The sequence below is a fragment of the Paenibacillus rhizoryzae genome (assembly GCF_059686995.1).
This window is the reverse complement of record NZ_JCAALT010000001.1, coordinates 342,284-359,351: the sequence shown is the minus strand read 5'-3', so window position 1 is coordinate 359,351 and position 17,068 is coordinate 342,284. Positions and strand designations below refer to the sequence as shown.

Below are 17,068 nucleotides of genomic sequence, written 5' to 3'. Positions count from 1 at the left end.
GCGCAGAGTTCAACTCTGCACCGCCTTTATTATTGTCCACTGATCGGAGTGGCAGCTGATTACATGCGTGTCGAATAAATGCTGCATGAAATGCAACATAAGTAACTATTTACGGTAGAGAAGGTAGATATGCTGCGTAATATATGCAACATTTAGGCTCTCTATAGCCTTTGGGGGCTCGTATTCTAAGAGAATGTTGCCTTTTGGGCAATATTTGTGCTGTATTGCTGTTGGGTAGGTGATTATGTTGCAAATTGTGCAGCATTTGGAGCACGCTATCCCATGCCAAACAAAAGCTGTCTCAAAAGTCACTATCGTACTTTTGAAACAGCCCTTCCCTTTGCATTCCATATCTATTTATCAGTTGATGCCGCTGCTTCCTTCATCCCCGCTTGGATCACCTTCGCAGCTGTCGTTGCTGCTGATTCAACCACCACAGCCGCTTCCGTTCCCGGAAGTTTCTTGAACGCCCACCAGCGCAGCTTAATCGCCGAAGCTTCCGTCGCTTGGCCCAGCTTCATCCCGATGCGGAACGTTCCTTTGCTCGGATATACCACTGTGCCAAACGTTACGTTAGGCAGCTGTGACTCGAATTCGCTTCCTTTGAACACATCGGAAGACCCATAATATACTTGATCGCTCGCTTGCAGCAGATCGGACGTAATGTTAACATCCTTATCTTCGAGGCCGACCATGACATAGAGCTGACCTTCGCCGAGCCCGCTCTCGATCTCGCTTGTGACATAATTCTTCTGCCCGCGCGAGAAGAAATACAGACCGCTCTTGGCATTCGGCTCCAGCTCCACCGTTACGGTACCGGTAGCCATCTCATCCTGCAAATGCTGCGGCTGAGGCACGCCAAGCTTGAAGGAGAACTCGCTGCGTTCCGGATTATAATCCACATCCAGAAGCGGCTCCTCGCCGAACGGCACGGTGAAAGCTTCCGAAGACGTGAAAAATTTGGACAATTGATCCTTCGTTCCAAATGCGCCTACACGCTGCAGCAATGACGGGTTGTACACATATTCGCCGAAAGGCACACGCTCGACGCCCTCGATCATGTAGGTCGGTCCCATCTGAAGCAAACTGATCTTCGCAAGACAGATGCTTTGCTCGGCAACGCCATCTAGGGCTTGATCCAGCGTCCGGTCAAAATAATCGCGCATGATGCGTTCTACAGCCGGCTCGCTAATGATCTCGACTTCATGTGTCGGATTCGTATCGATCGGCACGCGCAGGTCGCCGATATTTAGGACGATACTTTGGCTGTCGATACGAAGCGATGCTTTACGCCCATTCGCCCAATTTGCCGCTTTCACGGAATACGTGTAGGTATATTCGGTATCCTGCCCATCCCCCGGCTCCGAGAACGAAACCAAACCTTCCGTCAGACCAACCGGCGTCAGACCGTCAGATACCACTTGGTACTCAAGTGAAATACGGGGTGTTTGCAGCGTTTTCTCAACCACCAATGTTACATCTACTACCGCTTCCTGCCCTGCATACTTCGGCATACGCTGATAGATACGAACTTGTCCATCCTGATAGATTGGCGCGATGACCTCAGATAGACGAACATGCTCGAAGGATGCCGGATCCGGCGCTTCTTCTTTGATAAATAAACGGTAGCTCTCCAGTACGCGATTATACTCGCTCACGTCCTCGGAACGAACCGCAGAATTGGCAATCGCATGCACCGGCTCTTTCCCTTTCTCATCATAAGCCGCATAGAGGTAAACGTTCTTCTTATATTCATTGTTCGTGAAACCTTCGATCATGGACAGCTTTAGCGTCGTCGGAGACGGAATAACGATCTCGCGGCCGGCATAGTCGATGGCTACGCCCATCTCAACCGTAACGGATTTGTCATCCACCGCCACGACATGCATGCCGGACACGACCCCGCTTCCAACAAGAAGCCGATTCAGCAGCCGGCGCTTGTCGCCGACATATTTCTGCTCGGATTCAAAATCCCGAACCGTCAGCAGCTTCCCATAAAAATAACGATTCCGTTCAAACGGGTAATATCTGCTTTTTTTCACTTAATCAGCTCCTAATCAATATGGTCGAGGATCATTCGGCTGTTCATGCTTTATTCCATCTCTGAATCCAAGCCTAGGCGGGTATGCAGATCAAGCCGCCTGTCGCGGTCGACGTCGACGATAATCGTATCGCTTGGCATCGAACGGTTCGGATCGATACGCAGCAGCGACGGCTCCGACAATAGTGTATTGACTTCCAAATAGGTATGCATATCGAGGTACATCCACGGCTGAAGCACAATCAGATGCGCATCTGTAAAAGCCGGTTTATGTTCATTCAGCATCCGCTCCAGCATGAGTCTTTGTTTCTCGGTATTCGCCTGTTCTGTCGTGACGAGCACGGAGAAGCTGCAGGGATGCATGCCGTATAATAAATCGGTCAGCTCGCGGAGCTCCGCGGATTCCCGCATCATTTTATATTGAAAATATTCCACGATGTATGGCTTGCTGCCCGTGTAAATCTCGACCATTTTCTCAATGCCTCGACGGGTCCCTCTGTACCGGTACAGCTGCGGAGCCTCGCGGATGAATCGGCGGATTTGCTCATCGCTCCAATGCTCATCCACCTCGATACCAAGCCAGCTGCCCAGCCATTTCAAATACGGCCCTTCCGTCAGCTCGCTGTCCAAGTGACGCGGAATATCTTGTACCTGCGTCTCGATACTATCGAACATCGTGCCGAACAAAGCTAGGAATCGTTCGGTAAACCCCGTCGAATCTTCTTGATAGATGGCAGGCAGATGACTCAAGTAGGTCGTCCTCGGAAATACAACTCGCAGTTTGGAGAGGCACGGTGTTTTGCGTTCGCTGCCGATCCATTCGATCTTAAGCCACATGTATCGGCCTTTGGCATCGAAGAACAGCGCGTCCTTCGGATTGGTAACCGGCGCAGACCAGAAGGGCTCCAGCGTTCTCGTTTTCTCCAGCATGTCGCGATTCGGATCTCTGATGAAATCATCCATCGCCATGAATCTGCCGCCAATAATCATCTGCTTCTGATCGGAGCAGAAGTACGAGATACGCAGCTGCGTTTCATCCGGAATGTCCGCGTCCAGCACCATTTTGTGCCACACCGTTTCTGCTTCCGTGCTGTCTAATGCGGTTGTGAGACAAATGCCTTCGAGAGCCCCCGTTTCCATCCGCTCCATCGTCCTTGGCTGAAGCTCGAGCACCGTGACTGTGCCTTCTTCGGCATTCAGAATATACATACGGTCGCGCGCGTCGAACATCAGCTTGTCCGCTTTGCCTCTCGAGCCCGGCACCTTCGTAATGAATTCACCGGTTTCGCCGAGGTTCAGCACGAATCGATCATCTTCGCCCTCATCGGCAATATGTCTGGAATCGCCAATGTAGAGTTGGTTCATCGAATCAACAGCCAGCCCGGCAAATTTCAAGGATGGCAAAAACATGCGAGAGAGCATCTCCCCTTCATGAGAAAAACCGCGCAGTGTGTGCGCCTCACTATCGAACACATACACGCTTCGTTCCTTAGAAACGGCCATATAGAAGCGCTTATACAAGTAATGCAGCTTCACAGCTGTTGGCAGAACCCATTTCTCCTCCGAGACAATGCCGGCACATTTTCCGTTCCGATCGAGCTTTACGATCCCAATCCCCGTACCTGCCGGAACGATGAGGTCTCCTTCCGGATTCCGCTGGACTGCAAGCGGCGTTACCACATAGAAATAATGATCATCAGAGGCCGCAGCGATGGGATAGAGGTCGACTCCATTACATTCGCTTAAGCTCCAGTACGTCTGGGAGTTACCAATGGCATAGGCGGAGCATTGCTGCCTCTCCGGATCCGCTACCAACAGCGTATCGCCGATGACCGCAAGCAACGACCGGATGCCAAACAGTCCATGGCCGCTCGGAAACAGCTTCTCGTAATGATGGTATTCCGAGTCATAGAGCCACACGTCACTGGCTGCATCCAGGACATAAAGTCTGCCGTAAGGCCCGATGACGAACTCGTGCACATCGCGTATGCCGTCTAATTCGTTCAGATGCAGCGTGCCGCGAATGCCGAATTTTTGCGTTTGTGAAATGCGAAGCCCGGCCGTTGTCCATTCCAAGTTAGCCTTGCTGCTCGCAGCCCAGTCACTTTCCTTATTCATTGAAAAAAACAGCGTCCCCTGCTCCAGCCCGTCTCCCCCCTTAAGCGTGCTTATGTCCTGTTCTGTTCCAATTGCGAAACAGACTTACAAGTTTGTTCTGCTGATTAATTCAATCTCATGCCCCGCCGAGTATACCAATCCATAAGGCGGAAGCTCGATATCGCCGCCGGAAGTTTTGGTCCAGCCTTGCCCTTCGGCATCCAGCCATAACTCCTGGATATAGGCGACACCTTTCATTTCATTCATAAGCCCGAACAAATCACCTTTGTACACCGTTCTGCCGAATGGCCAGCCTTTCGATCCATCACGACCATCAAGCGGCCTTAGCAGCCTATTGAGCGCCATCACGATCTGCTTGCTTTCATCGACAAAATGAGGCTCGACGACAATGATCGCATGCACCGTAATCCCGATATATGCAGGTGCAATGACATGGACTTCCGTTGTGATCAATCTTCGTTCGTCCAGATGTCTCTTCACGCTCTCCAGAAATCCGATGCTCGGAGTTGGGGTAACTGCAGGACTATACGGCACGACCGCCACGGTCAGTTGGCCCGGTGCCTGGTTGCGCGGATAATCCTTTAACCCTTTCATATAGAGCGGCAGTGCTTTCACTCTCGCTACGCGCAGCCCGGGCGTATGTCGAACGATATGCTCAACATCGTCTGCCGTAACCGCCCGAAACGGTTCATGGAGTTCTCTTCGAACACGTTCAATGCAGGCTTCAAGCGATTCCGGTTCCGAACCGCCTACCGCAAACTGATGATTCGTTACGGACAGCTGCCCCAGCAGTTGTTCGCTTTCCTCAAGAAGCGAGACGATTTCAGTGATCAGATGAGGCTTCACGTTTCCGCGAGTTCCCCCTCCAAGCAAGCAGGCAATGACCCATATATTCGGCTCGTCGCAAGCTTGCGGCACGCTTCCGCGCTCATTATCGCCAAACTTAATCTCATGCTCCGCTGCGTCGAACAGGAAATGCCGATCCGTGGCTGTCGAGCTGTCGAAGTTGTCCACTTCGGTCCAATCTTCCCACAGCCAGCCCCCGTCTTGCAGCTTTCGGCCGATCTGGAGCGTAAATCGATTATTCTGCAGCGGGTAGTCGTAAACGACAAGCTTTTGTCTCGGCAATCCGTTGCTCTGCCCAATGATACTCTGCTCGCGGAACGCTTCGGTTTGGGCAATTATCCGTAGCGTTGTTGCTCGGCTTGAAATGCCATCTCCGGTATTCAAGGTTACGACAGCTTCACCCGTTTCTATATTCTGATGCAATTTGAAGTCTGTCGTTTCCGTCAAATCGACCCAGCCGCCCGAATCATGCCGGGATTGCACGCGTATGGAGCCGTTAGCGGCAAGATAGGACGAAACGATCATGACGTTGTTTTCCTCGCCGATCCGATCCGCTTGGAACAGTTCACTGAACGTGTATTGCTGGACGGCTTTCACTGTATTAAACGCAATATGTTCGATGCGGGGCGGATTCTCGTAACCCGATTGCTCAACCGTGCAGCAGAACCAGTATCGTCCTCTGTCATTAGCCGGATGGACCATCACTGGCCTCATCTCATGCGGTACCCGGAACGTGATCATCCCACTGTACATCAGCTGAACCGTATCATCATGGACAAGCTCGAGCGGCATCCATGCGGAATGCCCGCTGCCAATTGCGCTTATCCCACTGTCTTGTTGACCGTTCTCTCCACCGGTGAGTTCAGGCGGCGTACCGCTATTTCCATAAAATTTCCACGACACTTTAGCAGAAGGTACGATCGCCTTGCTCGCGTCATCAATAGGAATCAGGGGAACTAGTCCATCATCGAACAAGGAAATGGCCATGGTCAGCTCATCCCCAGGCATCAGCTCAAGGTCAAAGGCGACATACAATCTGCTGCCTTGGCGTGAGTCAGGGCCGAAAGCATAGAACGAAACACCGACATGATCGTTCGTAGATGTGTAATCATTGGCTTCTTTATCCGTTCGCACGATAATACGGTCAATCCGAGCAGGATGCAGCCGAATCGCTTCTGTCGTTTCGAAAGGCTGATCCTGCGCCTGCAGCTTCGTGCCTTTCGGCAGCATCAGCGGCCGATCCGCGCCTTTGAAGCTGACCTGCGTATGCGCGCGATGTGCGAGCTGAGGTTTTGCGCCGAGCAGTTTCAGAAACTTGAGCTGGTTGCGCTCCGGTACGCGATTGATATAGAACTGCTGCATTTCGCTTAGCCATGCGAACAGCTCAATCATCGTAATGCCGGGATCATGCGCATTCTCATCCGTCCACTCCGGCATAAACTTCGGAATCGCTTTACGCGCTTCTTCTACAATCTGCTGAAAGCGACGATCGTCTAAATTGGGTATCGGCAGCAAGACGTGCACCTCCTTTCTTGTTCGATCAGTGCCGGAAGGCACGCAGGTATTAGCTTGTTGTCACTTTCACGGTATGCGTGCCGCTGCAAAGTAAAGCATGCGGGTACATGGATTGTTTCGACGGATCAATTTCGATGTTCGTCCCGTCTTCCACCTTCAACATGGAGATGTAGAGTTTATCTATATTTTTAATGGCGCGAACGGATTTAAGCAGGGAGTAGAAGAGTGACTCATGCAGCGTTTCGCCAATCTCCCAGCCTCGTCCATCGAGCTTGCCGCGTATCGGATCCAGAAATTGCGCAAGTCTTGTTTGACATGCAGCCTCTGCAGGCAGCACATCCTCAAGCGAATCAACTGTAACTGAAACAGTAACAGATACGTATAGAAATGCAGGAGCTATGACTTGAACCGAAGGCTGATGAGATACCGTGTTTGCTGCACGCTCAATCAGATACGACTCAATTTGGCGTTTCAACGCGGGAAACAGCGCGTAACCGGAATCGCCGGGCTCCGATAAAGCAACAAGCGTAATCGAGCCTAGACTGCGCTCCAGATGAACGTTTCGATTCGGCAGACATTTCACTTTAGCCAATCCCGGATACGCTTCTCTTGCCAGCCACTCGAAGTCCTCTGCCGTTACGGCGCGACCTTGATGTTTCAATCGCTGCGGTCCACGAAGCAATGCTGCATCTAGGTTTTCCGTATAGCAGCCTCCGCCGGCTGCACTTGGGTTGGTTGCACCGGCTATGAACGCTATAGATTGCAGTAATCCGGTAATCCCGCCTGCCCCAACATTGCCGTCTGCCCCTGCCGTTACTTTGTAATTCACGCGAATGCTGTCCGGTCCGCCTCCCGGGACGGCGCGACCTCTTATTCCTTCTCCAAAAGTGACCGTTCCCGCAGAGCCGTCAAGTACATAATGGCGATCCGTTGCGGATGAAGTGAGGAATGATTCAACCCCGCTCCATTTGACCCAAACACGCTGTACCTGCCCTTCGCTGTCATATAAAACTTCGAAATCCGCCGGCGCTTGTGAGAGCTGCTCTTCCAGTTCATGCTTAGGCATCGTTTCAGTCTCATCGACCCAAACTTCCTCTGCAATGACCGGCGATCTGGATAATCGATACACGCCGCGCGTTCGTTCCGGCGTTTCCCCGGTTATGGTTCGTTGCTGCAGCACTTGAACGGCGTTCATATCCAGCCGCTTGGCCGCAGGCTTCAATTGATCCTCAAGGTCATAGCAGCCATCTCGATTGACAGCGCGTAACCAATACCGTTCTCTGCCATAGAGCAGCGTTTGATGCAGCTCCGGCGGACCGGCAAACTGAACGATACCGCTCTCTGTGAACCCGTTCGTTTCATCGATGACGGATAAAGGCTTCCAATGTACCGATGAACCTTGGCGAATGAGCGCTTCCCACTCGACCCATGGACGCTTCGATGCGTCCCACTTCGCTGGCTGCAGCGTTACTTGCATCGTAATCGGTCCTTTAAGCGGAGGCGAATCGAATCCGAAGATAACAGCGGGATAGCTGCAATCGATTGGTTCGAAAGGGCGAAAAGGCTTGCCGCCGCCGCTCGCCTCTCTCGTCACTTCCCGCATCGCCGCATTATTAAATGCGATAGCGGACGAAGCCGGGAATGTACGGTCCTCGTAATTGTACTTGAGCTTCAATTCGTCCATCCACGGCGTAACATAGATCATTTCCGGCGCATACATGTTGTCCATCGCGACGACGCGCACACGAATCCAATAGTCAAACTGCGAATTGACGAACGTTTGCTCTAGATCCTGCGGACAATGCAGGGAAACGTTGCAGATCAAGTCTTCATTCTCGGGCAGCTCGCTAAACAATGTCTCATAGCGTTCGCTTCCGGGCAGTCGAACCCAGCCGCTTCCGTTCCAATATTCCCACAGGACACGTTGAATCCGAATTTTCGGCGGATCTTTCTTCTCCAGCTCGGAACGACGCATAATCATGCGCCAGCGAATTTCCGGATCCGGCGCTGTGCGCAGGGCACTCGGCAATGTTTTCATCCTAAAGCTTAAATCAAGTCTGCCATCGCGTTTGCAGAAGGCTTCCTCACTGCTGATATAGAACGTAGAATATGGCGCAAAATGCTCACCGAACGGATAAAATCCATCACTGCTCAGCTCCATATCATTATGGATAAGCATCGTTGGCGCAATGCCGTCGACGCCTTGGTTCGGGTCGAAGGCTGACGTTAACGACAGCTGATCCAGCTCCAAATCTTGAGCCAACAGCGGATTAGCGCTTGTATCGGTTACTTTCAGCCTGCACCGGATATAGCGGCCTTCAATGCCGCCTACTTCCACCGGATCAATCGGCCTAACCCTTGTTTTATGTAAGGAAACCGTGTTTCCCGTACTCGTAATCTCGTCAAAAGGCATCCATTCGCCTTCGGAATAATACGTCCATTCGAGCAGCTCCGTATCTGCCATCGCAGCAGCCAGCTGAGGTTGCTTGTACCTCTTCGCGGAAAGGAACAGATTCACACGGATAGTCGCGGGATGCGTCGCTAAGAACAGATCATCCTCACGCAAGTAAATGGCGTGCTCCTGCAGGTTAATGCCGTAAGCTGCCTGGAAGAGCGGCACTTCGCCTTTTCCTTCGGCAAGTTTCTCCGTGTACGATTCGGCAGATAATGCGATCGCATCGAGTGCCGGACTAATGCTGATAATATCCGTCAGCTTAGCCGGTGTTACGAGCATCGCCCGCTCACTCTCGAAGAGAAGCTCCTCGCCTCCGCTTGGTGACGGAGCCGTTAATTGCGTCCCACGCGGAATCCATACCGGCTCAGTGGCGCCTTCATTGATCCGAAAAACAACATGGGTACGTGCAGGACGCGCCGACTGAAGTTTCGTTTCGAGCATATTAAGGAACGCAATAAAGTTTTTCTCAGGCGTCCGGTTAAGTCGCTTCGCATTCTCTTGCAGCATGTTCGCCGCCAAATAGAATAACGCCGTACCCGGGTCCGGATCTTCAGGCGAGAACCGCCACTCCGGGGTATAGAAGGGAGCTGTCTCCTTCATCCAGCGGGCTAGAGCAGCCAGATCGCGCTTATCAATTGCCTGCGGCGCGCCTGCCCCGCTTCGGGTATTGTTCATCATGGTCTCCTGCTCCACCCTTTGTCATCTACTTCGTTCCTTCCTCCAAATAGAAAGGGTAGACCTGATTGAATAGATTGTTCGTGCTCCGGACGACATACGAAATGTGAAGCAGCAGCTTGCCGGCCCCAGCCCCGTCATGCTCTGCGTGAACCTCGACCTCATGTACGCGCGGCTCCCAGATTCGGATCGCCTCTTGAATGCTGGTCTCCAATAATCGCAGCGTCGTTTCGTCCGTCGTCTCGAACACGAACTCGTGAATGCCGCAGCCGAAATCAGGCCGCATGACACGTTCCCCTTTATTCGTCCACAGTATAATGCGAATGGCTTCCGCGATATCGTCTTCTTTCTCCGCCGTCTTGATTCGTCCCGTAGTGGAGTCGACTTCTATGGGGAATTTCCAGCCTCTACCCAGAAATGATGCCATAACCGCCGTCCCCCTTCTGCCTGTCGCAGCTTAATTGATTTTGACCATTGCGCCTTTGATATTGACGATACCGTCGGACTTGATATCGACGGTTCCACCGCCTTTAAGGTTCAGTGCTGCACTAGCTTCGATTTTGATCTGCGTCGATTTAATGGTGACTTCTTTCGAGCTCAATATCGTCACGTCGCCGGTTCCGGAAATTTCGATCTTGGTGGACGAGCTCGTTAAGGTCAGTTTCCCTGATCCGCTGCCCACAATGGTGAGATTGTTCTTACCGCTCTTATCCGTCAGCTTGATCTCTTCGGTGCTGTCGGTGAATTCGATCTTGCTGCCCTTTTTCGTTTGCAGCGTGACTTTCTCTTTGGAGGACGTATCGTCGAAAATAAACTCATGTCCCGCTTTCGATTTAATCTTGCGGATATTGTTGTTCTCATCACCCGCCGGTGCCGGGTTGCTCTTGTTCCACAATGAACCGATGACATACGGCTGATTGAAATCACCCATGTGAAATGCAACCAACACCTCGTCATTCACTTCAGGAACGAACAAGCTCCCTCTGTCTTTGCCGCCCATAAAGGTAATGCAGCGCACCCAGTCGGTCTCTTGCGTAATTTCGCGATGCGGAAATTTCAGCTTCACACGGCCGATTTTGTCAGGGTCCTTATTATTCGTGACGACTGCCAGCATAACCCCTTCTATGCCGCCTGAACCGCCGGAGCCGCCGCCGTACATGCCGTTACTCATATTGCATTTCCCCCTACCTCAAAGCTAGTCGTATATCCGGATGCGGAGATGGAGTGGCTGACTTCGGTCAAATACATCGGTTGATTGAATTTCGCGCCAAGCCCATCCAGTTTGATATAGCGGCCTGCACGGATTTCCGGAATCCCGATACTCTCGCCTGAGCCTGTTACCAGATCCATGGCCCGTTCATTCATCATGGCATCGGCAAGATCCTGCGCCTCCTGCATCGTCGTTGCATTGGTGTATACATATTCCTTGGTGTAATCAGCGAGCGCGCGCATAATGTCCTTCCCCGTGCGGGAATTCGAGCCGATAATGTCGACTTGACCGGAAGTAGCTTCAATAGCCGTGGACGTTTTCGGATCAAACCCCCTGACGATAACTTGGCTCACCTGATTGGATATATCGACACTGGTGGAGTAGCTGCGCAAGTTTTTACCGTACATCAGCGTAATGACCGGAGTCTTGGAATTCTTCGATTCGCGGAAATATAGCGTTTTGCCGACCACAAAAAAATCATAATCGTTCGATTTGGCCAGCTGTTTCAGAAACTGGTAATCCGTCATCCGAATTTGCTCGATGATCGGCCTCATCACCGTCGTTGTATCGACAGACAGCTTCGCCCCATATTTAGCGCCGATCACCTTCACCACGTCGCTATCCTTCTTTTCCTTCCAAGAATTAGAGTGGGAGCCCTTCATCATGAGAAAAGAAATATCCATGCCCGAAACGCTTACTGTCGGATTGCCGTCTGACGGATACTCCAGATCCACCGATGTAATGATGCCGTAGAACACCGTTTCCAGCTTATCGGTATAGCCCATTTTGATTTCAACGTATTTGCCGACAGCGAGGAAGCTATTGATCCATTGAAATTCACGGCGGACCGGGTCAAATGCATTCTGAACGGTAAAATGAAAGGAATCGGCCTTCTGATTCACCGTCGTATTCACTTTGACCGACGAAATCGCGACACTTTGCCGAATCATGCTGTTGCCATCGATCACAATTTCAAAAGCAGGCGCAAAGAAATTGCGGTACTTCTGCTCCAGCGAGTCAAATTGATAGGTGCTGTTATCAAACTTTACGTCTGCCATAGGCTAGTCCAACCTCGGAACGATAATTTTGCGGCCAGTCTGCAACTGTCTTGGATTATCGATGCCATTTGCTTCCGCAATGGCTCGCCATTCACCCGGATCCTCGTACTCCTCGGCAGCAATCATCCAGAGCTGGTCGCCTTGCTTGAGCATCTTCTGCTTGGTACGGTCTGCCGACTGGCGCGGAATATTCTGATATTGCTCTTTCATACTTTGCAGGGCGCGGAAGGTAACGTTTAAAGTAGCTCGAACCGGAAGACCCGAATCGAGAAACATCGTGAATTTCTGCGACACCCGTTCTACTACGCCTTTAAAATCCAGCGAGCCCCATACGAAACGACAGCTCGGCGGTGCGTGCAAATCTTTATCGACATCGAGCAGCCTGGATACCTTAGCTGTCAGTAAACGGACATCCGTTGCCTTCTCGTACGTGTCGAAGAACAGGTCCATACTGAGCGTAGTCGCTTCGCCGCTAATAAATTGGGCAATCGGAGTTTGCAGCCCCGGTATGGTCTGCCATGCAAAATTGTTGGCCGATTCCAGCGAATACTCGCTAGGATTAAACAGCACTTCGAGCTGCTCTTGTCCTGTGCCCTTTGTGACGATGATTTTCGCTTTCTTCAGTGCCATCCCGTATTCGCTCCTCCTAACCCATTCTGCTAGTAACCACTTCTGCGCTGCTCGAATTTCATTTTCTTCTCGAATACTTTAAAGACTTTATCCGCGATTGCATCCGGCTGCAGCTGCGGCATATTCATCAGCATCTGCTGCACTTGCTTCACATCAATAGCCGGCGCAGCAGGCGGCTTCATCGCGGCAACACTTTGCCTCACCGTTTCCGCCGCAGCAGCAGCGGCTGCGGCTTTCGAAGCATGATGCTGCATTGCCGGAGAAGCGATGCTCCGCGTGAAATCAGGCTCTGCCTGATTCGAAGGCTTTGCGGCATAATGAAGCGTAGGCTGAGCCGGTAGATTCATAGAATTACTCTGTGATTGTAAGTCCGCCTGTCGCTGGACGAACGGAGCTTGTGTCGATGCCATCGGTTGCTGCGACGATGATTGATTCTTTACTAGCAAACTAGCAGGCTTGAACGGCATCGACGCTGCCTGCGTACGTGCAGCAGTTTGCCGCTGAATTGGATTGCCGGCTTGTTGAGCTGCAGTTGCCAATGCAGTAATTGCCGGTATCGAGGCAGCCGTTGGCGAGTTCGACGAACCTGCGTTCCGCTGTGCTGCAGGATTCCGTGATGCCGCGGCTGCCCCCGCTCCGATCGCACCGGGAGCTTGTACAATCGCGCGATGCTGAAGCATTCTCGCCGGTGGCGCTGATACTGAACGCTGAGACGATACTGTAGATGCAGCTTGGTTCGGCGATCTTTGTTGTCCCGCTTGGCTGGAGCTGGCAGTCGATAGAGCTTGGCCCCGAATCTCAGGGACAGTATTAACGTCTGATTGTGCAACCGCACGTCGCTGTATTAGCTGACTTCTTGGTTGAAAACCACTTTGCGTTGTCCCCGTTTTCGATTGATAGACAACCTGTGATGCCGGACTCGCGGAGATTGCTTCCGTTGGAGTCGCTTCTCTCGAAACTGGCACCGTTTGGCGGCGCTGTACAAGAATTGATCGTGAGGTACCACGTGCTGTGGCACCTGTTTGTAGGTCGACATTCCTCTGTCGAAGCTGCACAAGTCTACCTGTAAATTTAGGTGCGGCGGATTGATTGGTTTCGTTACGCTGCTCCGTAAAGAAAGATTGCATAAACTTACCGGATCTATAAACGATTCTGCCTGAAGATTCAGATTCAATGTCAATTGCACTCGCTGCATTTGCACGCCGCTGAACAAGTGTCACAGCCGGGTCCGAAGCCGATAGAATTGAAGCTGAGTCGGGCTTTACTTGCACATTCGTTCGAACATCGCTGTTTTGCTTCCCCTGAGCCTGAAGCTCCAATCTGGATGCCTTGTTAGCATCAGTTGGTTGAACGATTCGTTGAATCTGCTGAATAGAATCGCCAGACGAAGAGGCTATGCTCCGTTGCTTCGTCGCAAGGACAGGTGTGATCGCACTTGCCTGAGTGGACAGACGGCGCTGTATCAAAGCCAACGCTTTATCTCCCGCGCTACGAGCACGATTAACTAATGAACCTCGCACAGATGCTGCTTTTATCTCTATACCGCCATTGAACTTCTGTTTACTAGAAGAAGCAGCCCGAGCCTGCGATTGCTTCAATCCCGAAACTGTTTGGTCACCTACTGCTTGTTGACTAAGTACACTTGAAGGCGGTGATGCTTGTAGACTGTATCTGAAAGTTGGTGATTGCTCATTAGACGGTGCAGCGGAACTCCGCCGTTGTACCAGGATTAACCCTTGATCTCCAGCTTGTCTCACTCTTTCTGCAAGCGTACCGCGAGCACGATCCAACCCGATCTCCGGTTCTCCATGCTTGTTCTGTCCTTCAGCTTCATTGGGTACCCTACTACTTTGCTTCTTGCCTGTGATAGCTAAGGATGGAGCTTCCACGATCTGCTGTTTGTCTCTACGATCGAAATCTGTTGTTTTGTTCTGCATCTTCTCATCATCTGAGCGTGCTGAATCTATATGTATTGATTTCGGTGCCGTATTGTTGCCCGCTAATAGTCGATTGACAATCCGTTCCGTACGAACGCCCCCCGGCGTTGTTGGAGTTGTCACTGTTAATAAGCGAAGGCGATTGACAAACAGGATCGTGCCCCATTTTGCTCCACCCGTTATTGCCCCTTTTGCCGAAGGCCCTGCGTTTATTTGTCTTGCAGGTGTCTCATCGGCAGTAAGAGAGCTGGAAATTTGTTGTTTAGAGTTGTTCGGTAGATTGAATCTCTGTATAGCACTGGATCCGCTCGATTTTGCTCTAATGACTTGATTAGAGGCACTAAATTCGGAACCGTTTGCCGAAGTATTACTTGCGCCTTGTTCAACTGGACCTGATATTACAGCAGGCAACTTCGGGTTATCGCGATTTACCGAGAAGGAACGGCTCCCCATAGGTCGATCACGATGAAGGATATGCGTTGGAGCGATTCTTCTCATTTCTGAGATGATCAATTTGCCATGAACCGTCTGTAGCTCACGACGAACAGCTTCATGAAGTACTGAATCCTTAAGCGCCGTATCCGTTCGAGGCGAAACAGCCTGAAGAACTCGGATGTGCTTTCCGGACACAGGCAGTGCAACAGGGCTGTCTAATCTGGTTGCTGTTCTGCGCTGTATAATCTCAGAAGCAGGATGAACTCTTCGCTCAGCAATTCTATTGCTATTCGCTTGCTGAACCGGAGAATTATTTTGATTGGTTACATCCGAAAGCCTAAGGGCAGTAGTGCGATTAGAGCGATTAGTCCTATCTACATGAAGCTGTTTCAAAGATCTGCGAACCATCGACAGCCTCTCAGCCGCCAAATCGTGGTTGGTAGAGTCAGACTCCTCCAACCTTCTGCGGAGTGTCATCGTTACCGGTTTGCGAATTGGTCTTCGCTCACGCTTAGCAGTAGAAATTAGCAGTTGCATCCCATCGGGAAGTGCTATGCCATCATTTGGCACCTTCTTGGATGTATCGGCAGCTGCTTGTCTATTGCCCGCCACTAGATTACTCTCTTTTGTTTGCGGTACCAACGCTTGTTGAGCATCTTGAATTGGTATAGCGGCTGATCGAGTAGTTCTAGCAGCAGCTTGTTGTCTTTCTCGAACCGCAGGCTGTGCTTGTTTCGCTTTCTGATCACGCGAGGCCAGCGCTGCAGCTAAAGGCAATCCCGCATCTCCGATGCGCCCAAGCAATACGCGAACCGCACCTTCCATCCAATTCGGCTGTCGATGTTGTTCGCCGATAGAAGTCATCCGCCAAACCATGCCACTGGCATCGCGCTGCCATAACGGCTTCTGCGTCTGCCAATTCAGTTCTCCGCGAGCTCTTCCAACTTCAACCTCTGATTGGTCATCAGATTTCAAGACAGGACTAGGCCTTTCACTTACAAGGTTATGTGGCGAGAGAGACATTCCCGTTTCGCTGTATCGGTTAAGCAATGAACCAATTTGAAGCAAAAGTACAGCAGCTTTCCCTTCATTCTCCTGTGCCAAACGTTGACCGGATACCGGAGAAGCTGCTAATGCTCGGAGTCTTCCTGCCATTCTCTTCGTTTCCGTCCAGTCCAGCACATCGCCGAACAAATCCGCTACACGATTGTCCTGTTCAAGCTCCACTTGCTCATCCAACATGCGCCCGCGAGCATCATCCCTGGCTCGATCAGAACCTCGAAGTTCGGCCCTCGCTGACCCAGCACGCTCTATACGGGTATCTTCGGTCCGTATTCGCGCAGCCAAATCCACTTCCGACCTCGCCTTTTCCGACTTTGCCTCTTCCGACTTCGTCTGCTCAGCTCGCGCCGATTTCGCCTTCGCAATATCCTCTTGCGCCTGCGCCGCCTCTAAACGAACTTGCTCCGACCGCGACACATCGCTCTTCGAATGCCCAGTCCGCTCCGGTTCTACACGAGCTCGCTCCAACCGCGACGCTTCCTCCCTAGACGAATCGCTCCGCGACTGCGATGCATGAGCGTTGTTCACGCCTGTCCGCTCCGCGCTAGCCTGTTCAGTCCTCGCCATAGCATCAGCACCGGAACCGACATCGCGAACTTCCGCTCTCGTACGCTCCGATCTACGATCCTGATTGCGAACATCCATTCTCGTCGCGTTTGACCCCGTAATCAACCGCTCGTTCGCTTCATGATTGGCAATCGCCTTCCGTTCAGACTCCTGCCTAACTTGCACAGCAGCCTGGCGGATAATCTTCTGCGCCAGCGTCAGCCATTCGCGCTCTTTGGCTTCCCACTGCACATTGAGCGGCATGAGCAGCTGCAGCTTCAAAGCAATTTGCTGCACAATCGTAGGCGGCAATAGAGGAAGGGCTTCGCCACCGGAATCAGGCTCTCGCAGCGTTAACGGTAACCGTCCCCACTGATCGCGGCGCACGAAACGATACTTATCACGGATTGCAGCTCCGAAAGCTTGATGCGCCTCTGCCCCATCTTGTCGCAATTGGAGTGGCTTCCTTATACCTCCGCTCTGTTCTCGTCTCATTCGCTCGCCCCCTTCCGGCCTGCACGTGCTGACTATCTTCCAATA

9 protein-coding genes are annotated in these 17,068 nt (G+C 51.8%); all 9 read right to left on the bottom strand.

Going from position 1 to position 17,068, the window contains the following annotated elements:
* Positions 1–353: 353 nt before the first annotated feature.
* The 9 genes from AC6ESO_RS01570 to AC6ESO_RS01530 all read right to left on the bottom strand — a co-directional run bounded on the left by AC6ESO_RS01570 (position 354) and on the right by AC6ESO_RS01530 (position 17,023).
* Entirely contained in the window at positions 354–2,042 is a 1,689-nt protein-coding gene (locus tag AC6ESO_RS01570) for a hypothetical protein (protein ID WP_497089872.1), read from the bottom strand.
* Between the two features lie 50 nt (positions 2,043–2,092).
* Positions 2,093–4,159: a phage tail protein gene (locus tag AC6ESO_RS01565; protein ID WP_497089871.1), complete on the bottom strand. Its 2,067-nt coding sequence runs from the start codon at positions 4,157–4,159 to the stop codon at positions 2,093–2,095.
* Positions 4,160–4,243: 84 nt separating this feature from the next.
* A complete protein-coding gene (locus AC6ESO_RS01560; RefSeq protein ID WP_497089870.1) occupies positions 4,244–6,520 on the bottom strand; it encodes a putative baseplate assembly protein in 2,277 nt (758 codons plus the stop codon).
* Positions 6,521–6,569: 49 nt separating this feature from the next.
* Positions 6,570–9,653: a baseplate J/gp47 family protein gene (locus tag AC6ESO_RS01555; protein WP_497089869.1), complete on the bottom strand. Its 3,084-nt coding sequence runs from the start codon at positions 9,651–9,653 to the stop codon at positions 6,570–6,572.
* 25 nt (positions 9,654–9,678) lie between these two features.
* Positions 9,679–10,077 carry a GPW/gp25 family protein gene (locus tag AC6ESO_RS01550; protein WP_497089868.1) on the bottom strand — a complete coding sequence of 133 codons (399 nt, stop codon included), beginning with the start codon at positions 10,075–10,077 and terminating at the stop codon, positions 9,679–9,681.
* Between the two features lie 30 nt (positions 10,078–10,107).
* Positions 10,108–10,821 (bottom strand): phage baseplate assembly protein V, encoded by a 714-nt coding sequence (locus AC6ESO_RS01545; RefSeq protein ID WP_497089867.1) that lies wholly within the window; start codon positions 10,819–10,821, stop codon positions 10,108–10,110.
* Positions 10,818–11,918 (bottom strand): phage late control D family protein, encoded by a 1,101-nt coding sequence (locus AC6ESO_RS01540; RefSeq protein WP_497089866.1) that lies wholly within the window; start codon positions 11,916–11,918, stop codon positions 10,818–10,820. The genes AC6ESO_RS01545 and AC6ESO_RS01540 overlap by 4 nt, the downstream gene beginning before the upstream one ends.
* A 3-nt stretch (positions 11,919–11,921) precedes the next feature.
* Positions 11,922–12,548 carry a CIS tube protein gene (locus tag AC6ESO_RS01535; protein WP_497089865.1) on the bottom strand — a complete coding sequence of 209 codons (627 nt, stop codon included), beginning with the start codon at positions 12,546–12,548 and terminating at the stop codon, positions 11,922–11,924.
* Between the two features lie 29 nt (positions 12,549–12,577).
* A complete protein-coding gene (locus AC6ESO_RS01530; RefSeq protein ID WP_497089864.1) occupies positions 12,578–17,023 on the bottom strand; it encodes a hypothetical protein in 4,446 nt (1,481 codons plus the stop codon).
* Between the last annotated feature and the right edge of the window lie 45 nt (positions 17,024–17,068).

Excerpts from the sequence above, each read along its gene's own strand:
- AC6ESO_RS01550 (WP_497089868.1), bottom strand. The coding sequence starts at position 10,077 with ATGGCATCATTTCTGGGTAGAGGCTGGAAATTCCCCATAGAAGTCGAC.
- AC6ESO_RS01540 (WP_497089866.1), bottom strand. The coding sequence starts at position 11,918 with ATGGCAGACGTAAAGTTTGATAACAGCACCTATCAATTTGACTCGCTG.
- AC6ESO_RS01530 (WP_497089864.1), bottom strand. The coding sequence starts at position 17,023 with ATGAGACGAGAACAGAGCGGAGGTATAAGGAAGCCACTCCAATTGCGA.
- AC6ESO_RS01535 (WP_497089865.1), bottom strand. The coding sequence starts at position 12,548 with ATGGCACTGAAGAAAGCGAAAATCATCGTCACAAAGGGCACAGGACAA.
- AC6ESO_RS01545 (WP_497089867.1), bottom strand. The coding sequence starts at position 10,821 with ATGAGTAACGGCATGTACGGCGGCGGCTCCGGCGGTTCAGGCGGCATA.
- AC6ESO_RS01555 (WP_497089869.1), bottom strand. The coding sequence starts at position 9,653 with ATGATGAACAATACCCGAAGCGGGGCAGGCGCGCCGCAGGCAATTGAT.
- AC6ESO_RS01565 (WP_497089871.1), bottom strand. The coding sequence starts at position 4,159 with ATGAATAAGGAAAGTGACTGGGCTGCGAGCAGCAAGGCTAACTTGGAA.